The organism is Dethiosulfovibrio salsuginis, from assembly GCF_900177735.1.
GTDB classification, from domain to species: Bacteria; Synergistota; Synergistia; order Synergistales; family Dethiosulfovibrionaceae; genus Dethiosulfovibrio; species Dethiosulfovibrio salsuginis.
The window spans coordinates 38321-58054 of the sequence record NZ_FXBB01000011.1 but is presented as its reverse complement, the minus strand read 5'-3'; the positions used below and the strand labels follow the sequence as shown (position 1 = coordinate 58054).

Genomic DNA, 19734 nt, shown 5'->3' with positions numbered 1-19734 from the left:
TCTATATTAGATCGCGGAAAAAAGCAAACCTGCCCCGATCGAGGGACAGGTTTGCTTTTTTCTGGAAAGCCCCGGGCGAGAGGTTCCTTGATGGTTATCCCTGGGAGATAAGGGCCTTTATAGCATCTAACGTTCTATCCACGTCCTCCTCGGAGGAGAAAAAACCGACGCTGAGCCTGAGGGCTCCCTGTGGGAAGGATCCCAAGGTCTTATGGGCCAGAGGAGCACAGTGAAGCCCTGGCCTGGTCTCTATCCCAATATCCGCCAGCTGACCGGCGATAACGCCGTTATCAAGCCCCTCTATATTGAGGGCGAAGACCGGAAGCCTGCCTTCCATCTCGGAAGAACCGTGGAAAACCACGCCGGGAACGGCCTTCAGGCCCTCTAAGAGCCTGGAGCCCAGTTCCTCCTCCCGGCGGTGGATAGTTTCGATGCCTATCTCCTCTATCCACCGAACAGCCGCCAGAAGTCCCGCTATGCCCGGCAGGTTAGGTGTCCCAGACTCGAACTTATCGGGCATACTTTTAGGCTGGTATTCCTCGTGGGAAAAGCTTCCTGTACCGCCCTCCACGAAGGGGTCGCAGACCTCGGCGAAGGAGGGCTTCCACAATATCCCACCTACACCTTGAGGCCCCATCAGTCCCTTATGGCCGGTAAAACACAGGGCGGCGAGATCGAGGTCAGAGGCGGAAATGGGGATAACTCCGGCGGTCTGAGCTGTGTCCAGGACAAAGTGGATATCTTTTTCCCGGCAAATTTTGGATAAACTATCCACATCCTGGATAACTCCGCACAGGTTGCTGCCGTGGGCAATCACCAACATATCCACTTTTTTAGAACCACAGAGCGATTCAAAGCCATGAGGATCCAGTTTTCCACAGGAATCGCAGGGCAAAATCTCCAGCTTTATCCCCTTTTTTTCCAGGCTCCTCAAAGGTCGAATAACAGCGTTGTGCTCCATAGAGGAGGTAACCACCGTCATTCCAGGCTTCAAAAACCCCTTTAGCACTATATTCAAAGATTCCGTTATATTTGAGGAAAAAGAAACATAACGAGGATCTCCCTTTTTGTGACCACCAAACAGTGCAGCTACCTTTTCCCTGCACTCCATAACCATATCCATAGTCTCGAGGTCCCTTCCGGCAGCAGCACCTCTGGCCAGGTTAGCTCCCCGTCCTACCATAAAATCGAAAACCGCCTTAGGAACCGGATCGGGCTTGGGCCAGCTAGTCGCTGCGTTGTTCATATACGTGGACATCTAGATACCCCCTGTAAGAATAATCTCTATCTCTATTATTCACATAACCACCAGGGTGTAAAGGGGTTCGGTTTATCCACACAGGCCGTCGGTCTGTATTATAATATCCACTTCACCTCTACAGGGTGAGTTTTTCTATCCACAATAGTGGATAGAATGTGGATAGATCTCCTGTTCCAGCTACGATGGGCTTTGACAGGATTCGTCAAATTGTGTGGATAACTTTTGCAATCCGTAACTCCCCTGATACAATGGGGTTCGCTTTTTACACATAGTGATGTATTATACCTGTGGATATGTGGATAACTTTTGTGGACGAATTTCCTAAAATTTGAACCTCTTGAGGTGACATTCGGTGAAAGACTTTGAACAGGTTTGGCAGGACATTATCGCAGCGGCCACTCCACGGCTACCGGAAGGAGCGGTGGACATATGGCTCAAGACATGTGTACCTCTGGAGATAGAGGACGGTTTTCTCTCCCTGGACGTGGCAAACGACTTTATAAAGGTCCAGATACAGGACCGATTTATGAAGATCCTGGAGGAAACCATGGTGGACCTAGGCTATGGAACGGGACTCAGGCTAAGCGTTGGGGACGGTGAAAACAGAAAGGAACAGGAAAGAGCTGAAAAGACGGTAAGACCTCAGTCTTCGTCGAACATAAGCGGTCTTAACCCTAACTATCTTTTTTCCTCCTTCGTTGTGGGAAAATCGAACAGGCTCGCCCACGCAGCTAGCCTGGCGGTGGCGGAAAATCCGGGAGCGGCATACAACCCTCTGTTCATATGGGGAGGGGTCGGTCTGGGGAAAACCCACCTTATGCACGCTATAGGGCACCACGCCCTCCAGAACAACAGAAACCTGAAGGTATCCTACGTCAGTTCGGAAAAATTCACCAACGAGCTGATAACAAGCATAAAGAACAACAGAACCTCGGAATTCAGGAACAGATACAGAACGATGGACCTGCTCCTTATAGACGACATACAGTTTCTGGCCGGTAAAGAGAGCACCCAGGAGGAATTTTTCCACACCTTCAACAGCCTGCACAACGACAAAAAACAGATAGTTTTAAGCTCCGATAGGCCGCCGAAGGACATAAAATCCATAGAGGACAGGCTGGTGAGCCGTTTCGAGTGGGGGCTGGTCACCGACATACAGTCGCCGGACTACGAGACGAGAATAGCCATACTCACCAAAAAAGCGGAGTTTAGAAACTACTCCATACCCTACGAGGTGGTTATATACCTGGCTCAGAACGTACCAAGCAACATAAGGGAGCTAGAGGGAGCGCTCAACAGGGTCATAGCCTGCGCGGAGCTTAACAGCGAGCCTATAACCGTGGATAACGCCTCCGAATGGCTAAAAGACATAGTCAGAAACACATCAAGGGGCCCGGTCAGCGTGGATCTAATACAGCAGATAGTGGCGGAGGAATGTTCCTTCAGCGTCGAAGATCTTATAAGCAGTAAAAGGACCTCCGAGATAGCTCTCGCCAGACAGATAGCTATGTATGTGTGCAGAAAACACACCGAGAGCAGCCTTCAGCAGATAGGTCTTGCTTTCAACAAAAAGGACCATACCACAGTGCTTCACGCCCAGAAAAAGATAGAACAGATGCTTGATAATAACCAGAGGGTGAAAAACATTGTGGATAACGTCGAGAAAAAGCTGTGACTTTAGGTGTATCTCCATGTGCATAAACCGCTGATTTGCCTTATTCACAAAATATATGTGGATACTGTGGATAAACGTCCCCTGAGTTGACACTTATCTATCCACAGTGGATTTTCAGTGGATAAGGGGCAGTGACACGGTTATACACATATACACAGCCCTTACTACTACAACTACTGCCTTACAAGATATAAAGAGAGTAGAAAACCACAGTGGGCATTTTATCCACAAACACAAAATCCGAAAGGAGCAAAACCCTATATGAAACTCTCTATCGATAAAAATATCTTTATGAAAGCATGGCAAATGGCCGAGAGAGTATCGGCATCGAAGAGCCCTATGAACGTCATTTCAGGAATACTGCTGGATTCAGAGGGAGATAAAACCACACTTCTAGCGACAGACCTGAAAACCTCTATAAAAACCTACGTAGACGGTATAACCGTAAAAGAACCGGGAAAAACCGTCTTTCCCGTGAAGGTAGTAGGAGAGCTTTTTAAAAAGGCATCAACCTCTATATTCGATATAGAGGTTGACGAAAACGGAAAAGGACTTCTTATATCCGGCAGAAATAGATACAGATTTTCAACTTATCCATGGGAAGAATTTCCTAAACTTCCCTCTTCCTCAGGGGCATCTTCCTTTTGCGAAATATCAAAAGACGAGCTTCATAGGATACTGGACGAAGGTGGAATAGCGGGGAATATGGGGGAGGAATTTCCCAAATACCTTGGGGCGGAGCTTCTTCAGATAAAAAACGGCGAGTTTCACTGCGTATCTACCGATGGAAGGAGGCTTTCACTCTCAAAGGCATACGTCGATAAAGATTCAAAAGATCAGGATATGCTGTTGCCTCTCAGCTCTATAAGGGAATTTTTGAGGATACTCTCCTCGGTAGAGGTCGAGAGCAACATAAAAATATCCTTAGACGGAGCTCTAGGCTATTTTTCATCGGATAACATAGAGTTTTCCGTCAGAAGGGTGGAATCCACATTTCCAAACTACGAGAGGATCCTAAGCCCGAACACAACCACCACCTTGGAGATAGATAGATCTCAGTTTATATCCGCCCTCGAAAGAGTCGACGTAGTCGTAAGGGACAGCACCAGGATGGTAGTCCTTATCCTGTCCCCTGGAGGTGATCTCCATCTCTGGGGTAAAGCACCTGACGTAGGTGAGGCCAGGGAAGTGGTGGACGGAATAATAAAAGGAGAGCCTTTAAAAGTCGCTTTTAACGTGGGTTACATGATAGACGGTCTAAAGGCCTTCCATGGAGATAGCGTATCCCTTTCCTTCAACGGCCAGGAAGGGCAGATGATGATGCTCAGGCCTAAAGAGAGCGATTTCCTCTACATGCTGATGCCTATGAAACTTAAAAGCTCCGACCTAGATGGACTGGACGAGTTCGAGGAGTCACCTTTTTAGATCGTGTTTTTTAAAGAGACAGGGATAAAAAATTTTAAAAATATAGCTCTATCCAGGTTATCCTGGAACCCAGGGCTTAATTTAGTGTTGGGTCCCAATGGGTCCGGTAAAACTAATCTAATAGAAACTCTGAATATACTTTCCGGTTGGGGACCTTTTAAATCCGCCGCCAAGTCCTCTATGGTCAACTGGGACAGCGACGATAAAAGAGGTTTTCTCCAGGCAGTAGCAGGAGGGGAAGAAGAGGTAACCGTCCAGACCTCAGTTACCTCTCGATGTTCGATGAAGTGTGACGATAAAAGGAGCAACTGTTCAAATATAAGGCTCAAAATACCGACTTTATCATTTTTAACCGAGGACATGGCGCTAATAGAGGGATCTCCCGCCGTCAGACGGAGGTTTATGGACGTGTTATGTGCGGTCATATACCCGATGTACGCCCTCAGGCTGACCGAATACAGAAGGGCCATAGCCCATAAAAAGGCCCTTCTTGTATCGGGCAGATCCACCGTTCTCGTGGACAGAGCTGTAGCGCCTATGGCCTCCTGGATATGGTCCTGTAGGGATAGGGCCGTTAAGGCCATTAGAATGGGCCTGGAGGCGTCGGGAGATCTTCCCCCAGGTCAGGTATCCTTTTTCATGGAAAGAGGAGGAGGAGGGCTTGCAGAGGATGGAGAGGAAGACTATTACCTTTCGGTGGATAGATTTTCCCAGAGGGAGAGAGGTTCTATCAGGCCTTTGGTAGGACCTCACAGGGATGATCTAAAAGTCCTCTCGGGATCTATGGCCGCTTCGTCGGTTTTCAGTCGAGGACAGAGGAGAAGGTTATCCATATCCCTCATCGTGGCCGCAGGCTGGGTTATTCAGACTAAACTTAAAAAGAAACCTATACTTCTACTGGACGAGGTAGCCTCGGAGCTGGATCCCAACGGAAGGCGAATACTGGTGGAGACCCTTAAAAATCTAAAATGGCAGGTAATAGCCGCCACGGCGGAGGAAAACGTTTTCGACTGGCCTGGAGCTATCTGGAACGCCGATAAAGGCGACTTCTATCGAAAGGAACTTTAATTATGATGAAAATATTAGCAGCTATCTGCCTGTCTCTGGTTATCCAGACGGCGGCGATAGCATCACCTTCGGTATGGGGTATCCCAGGAGGGTCTAGATTCGATACGGTCGTAGCCGCTATGGAGGAAAGAGGATGTTCCTTGAGACTGGACATATCGGCCATCGATATGGGTAGATCGAGGGAGGTCTTTTTCGACGGATCTTTTTTCGATAGACCTTCCGTGATAAAGACTGTTTTTAAGGACAATAGACTTGAGCTATTTCAGTTTATCTTTCTCAAAAAAGAGGGTCCTACCAGCGATGACATAGGGGACATGTTGGGAAACTACTCGGAACTGACCCTTAAACTCAGGTCTAAATACGGTTACGACAGAAAAATAGAGTCTCACGACAGAGGTGAGACGCAGAAATGGTCTCAGGACGGAATGCAAATAATACTGTCCTGCGACGGTAGATCTGGGACAGGGCATACCACCGTCCTTACCTACGATTTTGGGGAGGAAAATAAATAATACGATGACAAAAGAAAATGTCTTCGACGTTGTAGTGGTAGGGGCTGGTCACGGAGGATGTGAGGCCGCTCTGGCCTCGGCACGGATGGGAAACAGGACTCTACTGTTGAACCTCTATCTGGATAACATAGCCCTCATGCCCTGTAATCCCTCCATAGGGGGCCCCGCCAAGGGCCATCTCATAAGGGAGATATCCGCCTTAGGAGGAGAGCAGGGAAGGGCCACCGACCGATCGGCTCTGATGATGAGATGGCTTAACACCTCAAAAGGCCCTGCTGTCAGGGCACTAAGGGCACAGTGCGATCTGCACGACTACCATCGCCATTATCGCCATGTTATCGATAACTGCTCTAACCTAGAGCTCCATCAGGACACCGTTACCGGACTTGTGGTTGAGAAAGGGAAGGTTAAAGGGGTAACAACCCTCTACGGACTGAGTTACTCCTGCAAAGCGGTCATATTGACCACCGGCACATATCTGGACGGCAGGGTACATATAGGGGACGTCAACTTCTCCTCCGGCCCTTTAGGCCAGATTCCAGCCCACGGCCTCGGAGATTCTCTCAGAGAGCTGGGGTTCAGGATGGGACGGCTAAAGACCGGGACTCCTCCGAGATTTCACTCCGATTCTATAGACTGGAAATCCCTGGAGATCCAGGAGGGAGAGATAGAACCTCAGGCCATGGATATCTGGGACGAACCCAAGGTATACCGGGATATGACCTGCGGTATAGGCAGGACCAACGTCGATATTCACGACATAATCCAGGCAAACATAGATAGGTCCCCTATAAAGTCGGGAACCATAACAGGGACCGGTCCGAGATACTGCCCTTCTATAGAGTCCAAGGTGATGCAGTTTCCCGAGAAGGAAAGCCATCCGGTTTTCTTCGAGCCAGTCGCGAGAGGCAGCAAGGAGATATACATACAGAACTTCTCCACTAGCCTTCCCTACGACGTCCAGGTGGAGATGTCCCGAAAACTGCCTGGATGTAAAGACGTAAGGATTATGAGGCCCGGTTACGCCATAGAGTACGATTACGTCGACCCTACCCAGCTTACACCCTGGCTTGAGACTAAATCGGTAAGAGGGCTTTTTCTCGCAGGACAGATAAACGGCACCTCAGGCTACGAGGAGGCGGCGGTACAGGGCTTTATGGCCGGGGTTAACGCCTCTTTGATCATGAGAGGGGAGGAGCCTCTGGTCCTAAGGAGACATCAGGGCTATATAGGCGTTCTGGTGGACGACTTAGTCACAAAAGGGACCAAAGAGCCCTACAGAATGCTCACCAGCCGGTGTGAACACAGGCTACTGATGCGCCACGACAACGCCGACAGGAGGCTGGCTCCCATAGGGAGGTCGCTGGGGCTGATCGATGACCATCGATGGGCTGTGCTCCAGAGGGTATGGGAGTCTCTGGATAGAGAGGTTAAAAGGGTCGAAAAGATACGAATATCCCCTACCGACGCTGTCAACTCGGATCTTTACTCCATCGGAGAGCCACCGATAGATCGCTCCGTATCGGCGGCTGAGTTGCTCAGAAGGCCTAAGGTCACCTACGACTTTGTCAGCGGCCATATCCCTCCTGGAGAGGATCTAGACCGATCTATAACCAGACGAGTTGAGATAGAGGTCAAATACGCCGGATACGTGGCCCGTCAGGAGAGATCCGTTTTAAAGATAGAGGGTATGGAGAACTTGACCATCCCTGATGATTTTGACTATAGGTCCCTAAAAGGTATGCTGGCGGAGAGTCTCGAAAAACTTGAGTCAATAAGGCCAAGGACCTTGGGACAGGCTAAGAGGATCTCCGGGGTGACCCCTACGGACCTTCAACTTCTCTCCTTGGCGCTGTCGGTCAGGAGAAGGAAATGTACCGAAGAAAGAGCAAAGTAGAGAGCCTAGGGTCCCTTATCCCCGGCAGGATTCCCGCGGGTCTCTCTATAGCCATGTCCATAGCGGAGATGGTAAAGGAATGGGAATGGGTGGCGGGGCAAAACCTCGCCGAGAAAAGCAGACCGGTCAGCATAGAGAGGGACGTCCTTGTGGTGGTCTGTCTCACCCCATCAATAGCTAAAGTAATCACCATGAAGGCGGGAGGATTGATCAGAAGCATAGAGAAAAGGTGGAAGCTGGGAATAAAGGGGATAAGGGTAGTTGTAGGGAGGATCGAGGAGCCCAGGGAGATCCCTCCCCCTAAACCCTATAGGATAGAGCCCTCTCCTGCGTCCATTCGAGCCTGTCTGAGCTACACATCGGAGAAAATAGAGGACGAGGAGATAGCGGAGGCCTTGGCGAGGCTTATGGCTACATATATGAAAAAATTTCCTAAAGGGAATAAAAAACCCTAATTCTCGGAGAGATCTCTCCGAGGTACTAAGGAGGTGTCTTTTTGATCTTTAAGCTGATAACTATAGCTCTTTGCCTTATGTCCTCGGTGGCCTGGGGATGGCAGGATAGGTACGACTCGATGGTCGAGATGAGTTTAAAGCGAGAAGAAGGTGAAATTATCGGCGGTCACCTTAAAAAAGATCTTCTATCCGAAGCTCCCTCTAAATCGGAGTTGATCCTCTGGAAGTCCCTGTGGGAGGGGTCATCCAGGGAAAGGGCCTCCGTCGGTCTCGCTCTCATCGAGGCTATATATCCCCAGGGCGATCCGTCAAGATGGGGAGAGGTCCTGGGATTTGTATATCCTTCCCTGATTCCACGACCTCTGATGGCGGTTGATGCTTTAATGGTCTCCGTTCGATCGCTCACGGACCTTGAGGGAGGGGATTTCCTCGCCGCTGAGCTTTTGAGGTCCTTTGGATCTTCCTCCAGGGCCAAACACCTTTTCATAGACACATCGCCGAAGGGTATGGAGGACGTTTTATCCGAACTGGCGAGCAGGACAGGGATGCCAGGGTCGTGGAAGCCGACGGATATCGAGGGAGTCCTGCCACTGGCGGCCCCTGTAGGTGGAACCATCTCTCAAAGCTCAGCTATAGCTCAAGGAATGGGTTTTCTGGACGGCTCTGGGGTTCCCTCTAACAACGGGCCTTACTGTTGGGATCGTTCGTCAGGGAGGATATATCAGGTGGTAGATCGTCGTAATCCCCTGTGGATACCGGGGCTCTGACCGTTGTTTCACGTGAAACAATAGCTACTTTCCCGCTAAATAGGAGGTGTCAGGAATGGAAGATCGTCGTTTCAAAATAGCCCGATTCGAGGCTATCTGCTCTGTAGCGCTGGCTTTGCTCTATTTTACCTGGTGGTACGGCTTTGCCTACCACGGCACACCGGAGGACCCTGAATCGTTCCATTTCGTCATGGGATTGCCAGGATGGTTTTTTTTCAGCTCAGTCCTAGGGCCTTTTGTCTTCTGTGTCCTCGCCTGGGCTATGGTTAAGTTGCTCTTCAGGCCTGTCAGCCTGGACTCCAAGGAGGATCGGGATGAGTGATATTAATTACTCGGTTATGATACCTGTGGCCTGTTATCTTGTATTTATCTACGCCATGGCGGTTATATGCAACAGAAAACTCTCAAAGTCGGATAACTTTATGGAGGAGTACTTTATAGGAAGTAGAGGTATGGGGGGATTCATCTTAGCTATGACCTTGGTAGCTACCTACACCAGCGCCAGCAGTTTTATAGGAGGACCTGGGGTCGCCTACAAAATGGGACTAGGGTGGGTCTTGCTGGCGATGATACAGGTCCCGACTGCTTGGCTTACCCTCGGTGTGCTTGGGAAAAAGTTCGCCATAATATCCAGGAGGATAAACGCTGTAACCGTAAACGAGGTTCTCAGGGCGAGGTATTCCAGTCCCTGGGTGGTTATAGTGGCCTCGATTAGCCTTCTGGCGTTTTTTGTCGCCGCCATGACCGCCCAGTTTATAGGGGGAGCCAGACTGTTTCAGGGTATGACAGGACTATCCTATAACTGGGGGCTCGGCATATTCGCCGCTACGGTTGTCCTCTACACCACCGTAGGCGGTTTTAGGGCGGTGGCTCTGACCGATGCCCTTCAGGGAGTGGTTATGATTATAGGCACTACCGCCTTGCTTATAGGGATAATATCCGCCGGTGGTGGCATGGAGTCGGTGGTCCTAAAGCTCAAGACTATAGATCCATCTCTCATAACACCTTACGGTCCTGGCGGTTTTATATCCAAACCCTTTATACTTTCCTTCTGGGTTCTGGTGTGTTTTGGTATCATCGGTCTACCTCACACCGCCGTCAGGTGTATGGGCTATACCGATTCTAAATCGATGCATCAGGCCATAGTGATAGGGACCTTCGTGGTATCCTTCGTCATGTTAGGGATGCACCTCTGCGGTGCCCTGGGGAGGGCCATAGTTCCAGACATAACCGTAGGGGACACCATAATGCCCCTGCTGTCTCTGAAGGTCCTTCCTCCAATTATAGCGGGTATCTTTTTAGCGGGACCTCTAGCAGGGGTTATGTCGACTATAGACTCTCAGCTCATACTGGCCTCCGCCACTATAGTCAAAGACCTATACGTAAACTACGTCAACCCTAAAGTTTTCTCCGAGGAGGGAGGGCTCAAAAAGGTGAAGTTCCTTAGCCTATCGTCTACCGCTATACTGGGTATCATAGTGTTTCTGGCTGCCGTCAGGCCTCCGGAGCTTATAGTATGGATAAACATATTCGCCTTCGGAGGAATGCAGGCCGCCTTTCTATGGCCTCTGGTGCTCGGTCTGTACTGGAGGAGGGCAAACGCCCAGGGAGCCCTTTCCTCCATGGTCGTAGGGGTCGGATCCTACGTTTACATGGTCTCGAAGGTCAAGAGTTTTATGGGCATGAACGTCATCGTCCCCACTCTGGTCATAGGGCTGGTGGTATTCGTCCTGGTAAGCCTGGCGACCAGGCCTACGGAGGAAAGCGCCATAGAGCTCTTCTGGGGCTAGAGCTCTCCTCTGCTCTTTTCGTATCTCTCGTATCTCTTTACGTTTCTAGACACCCTTCTCCAGTAGACCTCCGGGGAGCCGCCGTAGTATCGGCCTAACCCCGCCTTTAGGCTACCGGTGTTGGCTATGTATCTGGAAAGTATAAGGCATCCCGCCTTTATCCCGAGGACAGGATCGTGAAGCTCTTCTTTGCCCTTAAAACCGTGGGCGAGAAGGGCTTCTTTATGGATCCTCCAGGTTACCTGCATGACCCCTGCGGAGCCGTGGGAGCTTTTAGCGTCCGGCCTGAAATGGCTCTCGGTGTTCGCTACTGCGACGGCGATCTTCAGGGGAATGCCGTAAATTCTGCTGTACCTTATGAAGGCGGCGGCCTGCTTTTGGGCGGTGGGCTGGGGAATCTCTCTGTTTTGGTCCATTATAAACTCCGCCAGGGCAAAGGTCTCCAACCCAGCGCCGGATATAACGGAGAAAGCGGCATCGTAGGCCTCTTTTACGACGCCCAGTCCTCTGTCCGCCATCCTGATAACGCCGCCCTCAAGGTTGTTTATGCCGGATAAAGCTACGTCCCTTTTAAACTCTGGTTGGTTTAATGTGATTAGCAAGAATATGGCTGCGGTTATAAATAAAAGGGTCAGGTAATATTTTCTCGTCAGCTCAATCATCTCGACCTCCACAAAACGATATAAAGGGGATTATACATTATCTTAGCTTCCATTGACAAAAATAATCAAAACACTAGAACTAACAGGTCAGCTGTTATATTATGGATACAAGTATGTTACGGTGTGTAACTGTTATCGGGAGGGGATTTTTATGAGGTTCAAGACTATAGGGAGCAAGATAACCACCTTCGTGGTTTTACTTCTCCTCGCTACCACAGCCCTAGTGGCGGGGACGTCCTACTGGCAGAGCCGTAAGGCCCTGATCCAGTCTTCTAACGAATATTGTCTGGAGGTCGCCCGAAAGAACGCCCAGTTTATAGAGGGACGTTTCGGAAGGTTCGACGGAGAGCTACTGGCGCTAAAGGCGGCCATAAACTCCACCTTCAATCTAGACCTGGCCCAGAGCAGCGGGGAGCTCTATTTTTATCAGTTTATCTCCCAAAACGTGTCCTTCGTGGGCCGAATGGCGGAACAGATGCCACAGATGCTGGATATATACATAGTGTTCAACCCAGAGCTGTTTCCCGACATATCCACCGTGCAGAAGCTCTGGTTTAGCAGGTCCTCGAACGGAGCTATACAGGCGGTTATGGACGAGAACTTCACAGTGAAGGAGCTTTTCGACCGTAACAACCCTAAGACCGAGTGGTTCAGAAAGCCTCTGGATACCGGCAGGGCTGTCTGGTCCTCCGCCTATCTTGATGACCAGGGGAGAAAGAGGATCGACTACGATATGGCGGTGGAGATGAACGGCAAGAAGATAGCCGTCATAGGCATGTCTCTCGATTTTTCCTTCGTCGAAAAGGAACTTTCCAGCCGTAATATATTCGATACAGGCTACGCCTTTATGATAGATCAGGACGGCAGGTATCTAACCCACCCCACTTTATCTATCGACGGTCCCACTATGGTGGATATCGAGAAGGGAGGTCAGAGAGACCTCTTTCGATCCATTATATCGGAAAAAGAGGGGGTAAAAAACGCCTCTTTAGGGTCGGTCCAGAGGATAATATCCTATTCTACCCTTAAAAACGGCCTGATTGTAGCGGTCTCCGCTCCGGTGTCCGAGGCTCTATCCGACCTGGACGGCCTTAAGATCAGCGTTTTGATATCCTCCTTAGTGGTTCTGGTGCTGGCGGTCATAATGACCTTTATCCTATCCAGGAGTATATCGGCCCCTTTAAAGAGGATGGTGTCCGTCGCCAAGAGGCTCGAGGGAGGGGACCTAACCTTCTCCAGAGATGAGATAATCATAAAAGGGAAAGACGAGGTCGTTCAGCTCGCCTACGCCCTGGCCGGTATGACCGAGAGCATGAGGAACGCGATGAAAGGGGTTATGGACCAGACCGACGCCGTCACCGAGAGGTCCGAGTCCATGAGCTCTATGGCCCGTGATATGGCTTCATCCATGGAGGAGGTCCAGGCGGCTCTGGAGCGTATGCTGACCATCTCCGAGGGCAACTCGGCGGCCCTGGAGGAGAGCAACGCCTCGGTCGAAGAGGTGGCTTCCGGAGCCCAGCAATCCGCCCACGATGCTTCCTCCGGCGCGGAGGCCTCGGAGAAGGGCATGGAGGAGACGGAGAGCGCCGTCCACAAGGTTCTTAGAACTATCGAGAAAATGGAACAGGCCGGTGACGTCTCTCTGGAGAGCATCGACAGGATAAAAGAGCTCGCCAAGGCAGTAGAGTCCATATCGGGCTTTGTGGACACCATAACGGGTATAGCGGACCAGACGAACCTTCTGGCCCTCAACGCCGCAATAGAGGCTGCCAGAGCTGGAGACGCCGGTAGAGGCTTTGCGGTGGTCGCCGAGGAGGTCCGAAAGCTGGCGGAGGAGTCGGCTACATCCGCAAAGGAGATAGACTCGCTTATCGAGGGCCTTCAGGACAGCTCTAAGAGGTCTATAGGGGCTACCGAGAGGACCGGTTCTATACTTGGAGAAGCGGTCTCGGAGGCGAAAGACGCCGAATCCCAGCTCCAAAGGGCTATGACCCAGATGAAGAGCGTCAACGACGCCATTCAAAACATAGCGGCGGTTGCTCAGGAGCAGGCGGCGGCCAGCGAGGAGATGACCTCGGCGATTCAGTCGGTTACCGATTCAACCATGGAGTCGGTGGAGTCGATGAACTCCATTCAGGGCTCTACCGATAAGACAACTAAGGCGGCGGAGAGCGTCTCCAAGGAGGCGGAGGACCTGTCCCGTTCAATGGAGGACCTTAAGGTGAAGGTAAATCGTTTCAAAGTGGACGTAAAGCAGGGCCTTAAGCCCCTGAATCGGTAAAATAGGTTTACAATAAGGGAGAGGCTCAGCCTCTCCCTGTGCTATACCCTACTTGTATGATATGATATGAAGCAAAGACGTTGGGAGGAGAGATAACATGAACAGACCTGCTAAGATATCCGATAAGACCTGGTGGATAGGGGTGAACGACCGGACAACCGACCTTTTTGAGGCCCTCTGGCCCCTGCCGAACGGTATTTCCTATAACTCCTACCTCTTAGACGACGACAAGGTGGCGGTTATAGACGGTGTTAAGTCCGATTTTTATCCTCACTACATAGAGAACATAAAGAGGATCATAGGATCCGGTAAGACGGTGGACTACATGATAGTAAACCACGTCGAGCCGGATCACTCGGGAGCGGTGGAGATGATGCTTCAGGCCTTTCCCGACATGACGGTGGTGGGAAACAGCAAGACCATCCAGTATCTTTCCCAGTTTTACGGCGATATACCTAAATCCCTGGAGGTAAAAGACGGGGACACACTGGACCTGGGCTCCCATAAGCTGACTTTCGCCCTTATTCCCATGGTTCACTGGCCGGAGACCATGGTCACCTACGACAACAACACAGGGTGCCTTTTCTCCTGCGACGCCTTCGGCAGCTTTGGGGCCCTCGACGGAGGTCTGTTCGACGATCAGCTGGACCTCGAATCCTACAGAGGGGAGACCTACCGCTACTTCTCCAACATAGTGGGCAAATACTCCACCTTCGTGGAAAAGGCCCTGGCTAAGATCCAGGATCTTGGAATAGAGCTGACCATGGTATGTCCCTCTCACGGACCGGTGTACAGGAAAAATCCGGCGTATATAGTGGACTTTTACAGGGATATGGCCTGTCAGAGGACCGATCCCGCCGCTTTAGTTGTCTACGGGTCGATGTACGGAAACACCGCAAGGCTTGCGGAGGCTGTGGCTAAGGGGCTGAGGGAAGGGGGACTGCTGGACGTTGTGGTCAGAAACTCCTCCAAAACCGAGACCTCCGAGCTAGTGAGGGACGCCTGGAGATGCCGTGGGCTGATCCTGGTTGGCTGTAGCTATAACGGAGGGGTGTTCCCCAAAATAGCCCATTTCATGGGAACCTTAGAGGGGAAGAAGATGGCCAATCGGTTCATCGGGGTATGCGGATCCTATACCTGGAGCAAAGGTGCCGCTATGAAGCCTATGAGGGTCTTTGCGGACCAGCCCTGTTGGACGAAGGTTGGCCCGGAGATAGAGGTGCTGAGCAGACCTTCCGAGTCGGACCTTGATCAGGGGTCGGAGCTAGGCCGTAATATGGCCCACATGATCCTTTCCTCCAACGGCTGTTCCTCCCAGTCGTGATCTAAAACGATAAAGCCGGCAGGGATTCCCTGCCGGCTTTATCTCTGGAGGTTGTTGGTATGGAGAAAACTTGATCTACCTCGCACAGCATACCTCTTTTTGTCTTTTTTCTCAAGCCCTCTTTTTTGGGTGCCTCTAAAAACTCACCTTTGAGTCCCCTCGGAGAGACCGTCCCGCCTGCGCCCTGTTTCGCCCAATCGTATACGGGCTCTGGGCTACGTCGGAACGGTCTCTCCGAGGATCAGCGTTTTTAGAGGGTCCTTTGGGCCAAAGTAGCCTTAACAGCCTCTCTAATTACCTGGACCTCTTCCCCTCTGGGCTTAGCTATATCCTTTATAGGTATATCCAGGGGTATCTCTCCGGTCCAGAGGTCCACCTCTGCGAGATGTTTCACTACGTCCGACGGATCTATGCCGTAAATTGCCCCTATCTCGGTCAGTGTCAGGCTCCCTCTCAGCTCGTCCACGTTCGACGGTGGAGCTGGTATGGCGCTAGATGGCAATTTAGCTTCGTCGCTGTCGAACCACCTCTTGAGATCGTCGGTGAAGATGTGGTTGTCCATCCCTTCTATGGACTTCAAGGGCTTATCTCGAGGTATGTCTCCGTCAAGTTGTCCTATTTCGATAAGTTTTTCAGCCGAAAGCCCTGTAACCCCTGAGACCTGCTCAAGGCTCATCCAACCGTAGACGTAGTCCGCCGGATTTACGTTTTCCTTGGTCTTAGGCATAGAGGCGGTAGTGCTCCATATACCTGTATACCTTGCTGTGCCGTAGATTCCGAAGAAAATGGTCAGTCCCAGTACCCCCACGACCAGAGGTGACAGTTTAATCCTGGAGGATCCCATGATAAGGGTATCTTTAACCGGGCAGGACTCTACGCAGTCTCCGCAGGCTATACAGTCCGCCGAGGTCTCGACTTCCTTCGTCTCAGGGTCGAGGCCCATCGGGCATGAAGAGCCACATTTATGGCAGTGGACGCAGGTGTCGTCCTTTCTTCTTACCTTGATGAAGCTTATTTTCTGTAGCGGGGACAGAAGGGCTCCAAGAGGACAGAGATAACGGCACCAGAAACGCTCTATTACCATAGAGGCCCCTATGACCGTTCCAAAGAGGATCGCGAAGGCCCAGGGGCTTTCCTCTATCTCCGCCCACCCGGCGGAAAGGTGCATCCAAGCTACCCAGGGATCGTAGCCTCTCCAGAGAAGGGTGCCGTAATACCAGGATCCTAATACCGCTATGGCCAAGACTACGTACTTGCCGAGCCTCATTATGGAGTCCAGTTTTTTAGGTACCTCCACCTTTTTAAGCCCTATTTTCCTTCCAATAGAGGCGGATAGTTGGCCTATAGTCCCTAGTGGGCAGATCCATCCGCAGAATACCCTTCCTAGCAGCACCGTCATTAGCACTACCGATCCGAATAGAATGAGGGCACTGGGAGCGGTCCTCCTGAGCCACACTCCCGACTTCAGGTAGCTGTATATGGTCTCCGCCCCCCCCAGTGGGCAGAGGGCGTCCACCGGAGGAATTCCAGCAGGTCCTCCTCCTAGCTTCTGGTGCATATAGCCGAGATAGGTCAAAAAGGCCAAAAAACCTATCTGGACGGTGTATCTGATCGCTCGAGACTTCCACTTCATTTTATAACTCCCCCTTTCTTTTTCAATCATATAGCACCGGAGATCTATTCTCTATACCGTCTGTATCAGCGAAACGTAACGAAGTGTAAAGTTACTACGTGTATATATCTGTATATTACGCCTATTGAAAATAAAAAGCGACCCCCTCAAGGGGGTCGCTCAGGTCTATTCGGATATTGCGTTCATCTGAAGGATTATGCTCTCCAGGTTTTTCATCCACTTTCCGTAGGATTCCCAGTCCCCAGATTTCAGAGCTTCCTGAGAGGATTCCCAGGCGTTCTGGGCTTTTACCGCCAGCTCCGAAAGCCCTTTATCGCTCATGCCCAGTTCGGCGTGGGCTTGGGGTATCGATAGTTCGGTTACCGGTATGGATGTACCGTCTCCTACCAGGGAAGCGAGAGCTGTGCCGAAGTCCTCCGCCCAGGCTACCTTTCCTCCGGTGGAGACTATTACCCTCTTTAGCTCCGGCAACTCCCCTCTCTCCGCCCTGAGATACAGGGGCTGAACGTAGAGAAGCCCTCCGCCTATAGGGATGACCAGCATGTTGCCCCTTATTACGTCCGAGCCCCTCTGGCTCCAGAGGGAAAGCTGGGAGGATATCTCGGGGGTCTGGTCCACCAGGGCGGCCACCTGGGTGGGGCCGAAGATTAGCCTCTGTTTGGGGAACCGGTAGACCACCAGCTCTCCGTAGCTGTCTCCGTCGGACCTCCCCGCCAGCCAGGCTATCATGTTGTTTTTAGCAATCGGCAGGAAGGGGGATATTATGACGAACTCAGGGTTATCCTCCCCCGCCAGAGTCATCACCAGATAGTAGGAATCCATAGATCCTCTGTCGTCTATCCTTATGGTCTCCCAAACGTCCTCTTTGTTGTAGAAGGTGTTAGGATCCCTCATGTGGTAGGTCCTGTATATCTCGCTCTGGATGGAGAACAGTCCCTTAGGATAGCGAATATGTTTTCTGAGTTTGTCGTCCATCTTCGATCCGTCGGTGAAAAGGGCGGGGAAGATGTTTCTCCACGTCTCGATCAGAGGATCTTCGTCATCCATAACGTAGAACTTCATGGTGCCGTCGTAGGCGTCCACCGTGGCCTTGACGCTGTTTCTGATGTAGTTGATCCTGGCCCTGCCTTTTCCGGTGCTTATGACCACCGGCTCGGAATATGGATAGTCGCCGGTGACGGTGTAGCAGTCCTGTATCCAGAGGAGTCTGCCGTCGATCACCGACATATAGGGATCTCCGTCGTAGACCAGGAAGGGGGCGGCCTTGTGGAGCCTTTCCCTGATGTTTTTGTGGTACATTATCTTGCTCTCCGAGGTGAATACGTCGGAGAATATGATTTTAGAGTCGTTGAAACTCAGGGCGTACAGGAGTCTCCTCCATATGGACCCTATAGGAACTCCCCCTTTGCCGTCGTAGGTGGTCCTGACGTTCGACTCACTCATGGGATAGTCGAACTCCTGCACCGTGGTGTTTACGAAGACGTAGTTTTCCGGTGAATCTCCGTAGTATATCTGAGGTCTTTCGATGTCCATCGATATGGAGGCGACAGGAGGAAGATCCTTGACCCAGAAAACCGGCTGCCCGCTTGGGCCTACCTCGTTTACCGGGTTCATCACTATGCCGTATCCGTGGGTGAACTCCAGTTTTGTGTTCGTCCAGGTGGGGTTCTGGAGCTCCCTTAAGTCTAGCTCTCTCGGGGAGAGCATTACCTGTCTGTAATGGCCGTCTATCCAGTATCGGTCTATGTGGGCTTTTCCGAAGTTGTAGTAGCTCCTTATCTCCTGAAGCTGTTTGTAGTTCCTGAGAAGAGGGGCCTGCTCCCATAGCCTCACGTTCGCCAGGGTTTCGGGGTCCGCCTCTATGTCCGCCTCGGTCACCCTGTCTTTAGGATCTACGTTCAGGACGGTCAGATTCTCCAGTCCGTAGGCTTTGGTTGTTCCGTCTATGTTGTACTGTATGTAGGGGGTCTCTTTTGAGAACTCGTTGGGAACCACGACGTACTTCTGTATTATCTCCGGGTATATTCCCCTAAGCAGTATGCCCGACAGAAACAGTATCCCTACCACACCGGCGGAGTACTTCCAGGTTTTTTTCGAGATCCCTATTATCAGCAAAACCGCCACTATGGTCGACAGGACCATCATGACATTAAGGGCCAGAAGGTCGGCGTGTATGTCGGTGTAGCTTGCGCCGAAAGCCACTCCTCTTGGAGAGTAGAGCAGGTAAAACCTCTGAAGCCAGTAGCTGAAGGACCAATTAAGGGCCATCAGGGCCGCCAAGGTGAGTACGTGGGCCTTCACCGGCCTAGGTACGTCTATGCGCCTCTCTATCTGGGACTTGGGCAGCAACGTCAGTACGTATATAGCCGCCGATCCGGCGAGACAGAGGAACAGCAGCTGCATGAGCCATGTCTGAAACAGCCTGTAAAAAGGCAGGCTGAAAACGTAAAACCCTATGTCATTGCCGAAAATAGGGTCGGTTGTGCCGAAGGCGGTGCCGTGGATGAACTTAAGGGCTATCTCCCACTGGTCCCTGACGCCGTTGCCCGATATGAAGGCCAGCACCAGTGCCGCTAATAAGACCAGTATTCCCGCAAAAGGTGCCCTCAGAGGCAGCATCCTGGAGATCTCCTCCGGCAGAGGGATCTGGGCGGCCCTTTTAAGTGCCAGCCTGAAGGAGCCGAAGAGAGCTACAAAGGCCGCCGCCGACGCCACCACCATAAGTCCCCACTGTGGTAGTATTCTGGTCCAGAAAACCGACGTCAGCCCTCTGGCCTGAAACCAGTACAGGTCGGTTAAAAATCCCGCTGAAGCCAGAACGACTAAGGTCGTCACAGCGAAGATAGCCAGAAGTATGAGAACCGGCTTGCTCACCGGCAGTTTTAACTTAGGAGGCGCGGGCCTGTCGCCGTCCCCTTCCCTTGGGCCGAACCAGTCCGATTCGTCTTTAGGAAACCAATCTTTAAAGGTCATTTTTTTCTCCT

At 51.3% G+C, this 19734-nt stretch carries 15 protein-coding genes; 11 read left to right on the top strand and 4 right to left on the bottom strand.

From position 1 onward, the window contains the following. Positions 1–94: 94 nt before the first annotated feature. Positions 95–1258 (bottom strand): aminotransferase class V-fold PLP-dependent enzyme, encoded by a 1164-nt coding sequence (locus B9Y55_RS05660; protein WP_085544396.1) that lies wholly within the window; start codon positions 1256–1258, stop codon positions 95–97. Between the two features lie 355 nt (positions 1259–1613). Between B9Y55_RS05660 and dnaA the strand changes: the two genes are divergently transcribed. The 9 genes from dnaA to panF all read left to right on the top strand — a co-directional run bounded on the left by dnaA (position 1614) and on the right by panF (position 10850). Continuing rightward, positions 1614–2936: a chromosomal replication initiator protein DnaA gene (dnaA, locus tag B9Y55_RS05655; protein WP_085544395.1), complete on the top strand. Its 1323-nt coding sequence runs from the start codon at positions 1614–1616 to the stop codon at positions 2934–2936. A 261-nt stretch (positions 2937–3197) separates the two neighbouring features. Further along, complete coding sequence (dnaN, locus tag B9Y55_RS05650) at positions 3198–4361, top strand: DNA polymerase III subunit beta (RefSeq protein WP_085544394.1); 1164 nt, start codon at positions 3198–3200, stop codon at positions 4359–4361. A gap of 3 nt (positions 4362–4364) precedes the next feature. Further along, a complete protein-coding gene (recF, locus tag B9Y55_RS05645; protein WP_085544393.1) occupies positions 4365–5429 on the top strand; it encodes a DNA replication/repair protein RecF in 1065 nt (354 codons plus the stop codon). A gap of 2 nt (positions 5430–5431) precedes the next feature. Next, a complete protein-coding gene (locus tag B9Y55_RS05640; protein WP_085544392.1) occupies positions 5432–5941 on the top strand; it encodes a hypothetical protein in 510 nt (169 codons plus the stop codon). A gap of 4 nt (positions 5942–5945) precedes the next feature. Next, positions 5946–7838, top strand: coding sequence for a tRNA uridine-5-carboxymethylaminomethyl(34) synthesis enzyme MnmG (gene mnmG, locus B9Y55_RS05635; protein ID WP_085544391.1), 1893 nt, complete (start codon positions 5946–5948; stop codon positions 7836–7838). After that, complete coding sequence (locus B9Y55_RS05630; protein WP_085544390.1) at positions 7814–8293, top strand: DciA family protein; 480 nt, start codon at positions 7814–7816, stop codon at positions 8291–8293. Before mnmG ends, B9Y55_RS05630 begins: the two co-directional genes overlap by 25 nt. 41 nt (positions 8294–8334) lie before the next feature. Beyond that, positions 8335–9060 (top strand): hypothetical protein, encoded by a 726-nt coding sequence (locus B9Y55_RS05625; RefSeq protein ID WP_085544389.1) that lies wholly within the window; start codon positions 8335–8337, stop codon positions 9058–9060. Positions 9061–9115: 55 nt separating this feature from the next. Then, a complete protein-coding gene (locus tag B9Y55_RS05620) occupies positions 9116–9382 on the top strand; it encodes a YhdT family protein (RefSeq protein ID WP_085544388.1) in 267 nt (88 codons plus the stop codon). Next, a complete protein-coding gene (gene panF / locus B9Y55_RS05615; RefSeq protein WP_200806632.1) occupies positions 9375–10850 on the top strand; it encodes a sodium/pantothenate symporter in 1476 nt (491 codons plus the stop codon). Before B9Y55_RS05620 ends, panF begins: the two co-directional genes overlap by 8 nt. Here panF and B9Y55_RS05610 read toward each other — a convergent pair. Next, on the bottom strand, positions 10847–11512 hold the full coding sequence (locus tag B9Y55_RS05610) for a transglycosylase SLT domain-containing protein (RefSeq protein ID WP_085544387.1): 666 nt from the start codon (positions 11510–11512) through the stop codon (positions 10847–10849). The two genes, panF and B9Y55_RS05610, sit on opposite strands and share 4 nt — an antisense overlap. 151 nt (positions 11513–11663) lie before the next feature. Here B9Y55_RS05610 and B9Y55_RS05605 point away from each other — a divergent pair, with 151 nt between their 5' ends. Together B9Y55_RS05605 and B9Y55_RS05600 are read left to right on the top strand one after the other, a co-directional pair. Continuing rightward, positions 11664–13793 (top strand): methyl-accepting chemotaxis protein, encoded by a 2130-nt coding sequence (locus B9Y55_RS05605; protein ID WP_085544386.1) that lies wholly within the window; start codon positions 11664–11666, stop codon positions 13791–13793. A gap of 97 nt (positions 13794–13890) precedes the next feature. After that, positions 13891–15117, top strand: coding sequence for an FprA family A-type flavoprotein (locus tag B9Y55_RS05600; protein ID WP_085544385.1), 1227 nt, complete (start codon positions 13891–13893; stop codon positions 15115–15117). A gap of 250 nt (positions 15118–15367) precedes the next feature. On the opposite strand, the gene B9Y55_RS05595 is transcribed toward B9Y55_RS05600, so the two are convergent. Both B9Y55_RS05595 and B9Y55_RS05590 read right to left on the bottom strand, forming a co-directional pair. Continuing rightward, a complete protein-coding gene (locus B9Y55_RS05595; protein WP_085544384.1) occupies positions 15368–16750 on the bottom strand; it encodes a 4Fe-4S binding protein in 1383 nt (460 codons plus the stop codon). Between the two features lie 165 nt (positions 16751–16915). Beyond that, positions 16916–19723 (bottom strand): UPF0182 family membrane protein, encoded by a 2808-nt coding sequence (locus B9Y55_RS05590; RefSeq protein ID WP_085544383.1) that lies wholly within the window; start codon positions 19721–19723, stop codon positions 16916–16918. Positions 19724–19734 lie beyond the last annotated feature (11 nt).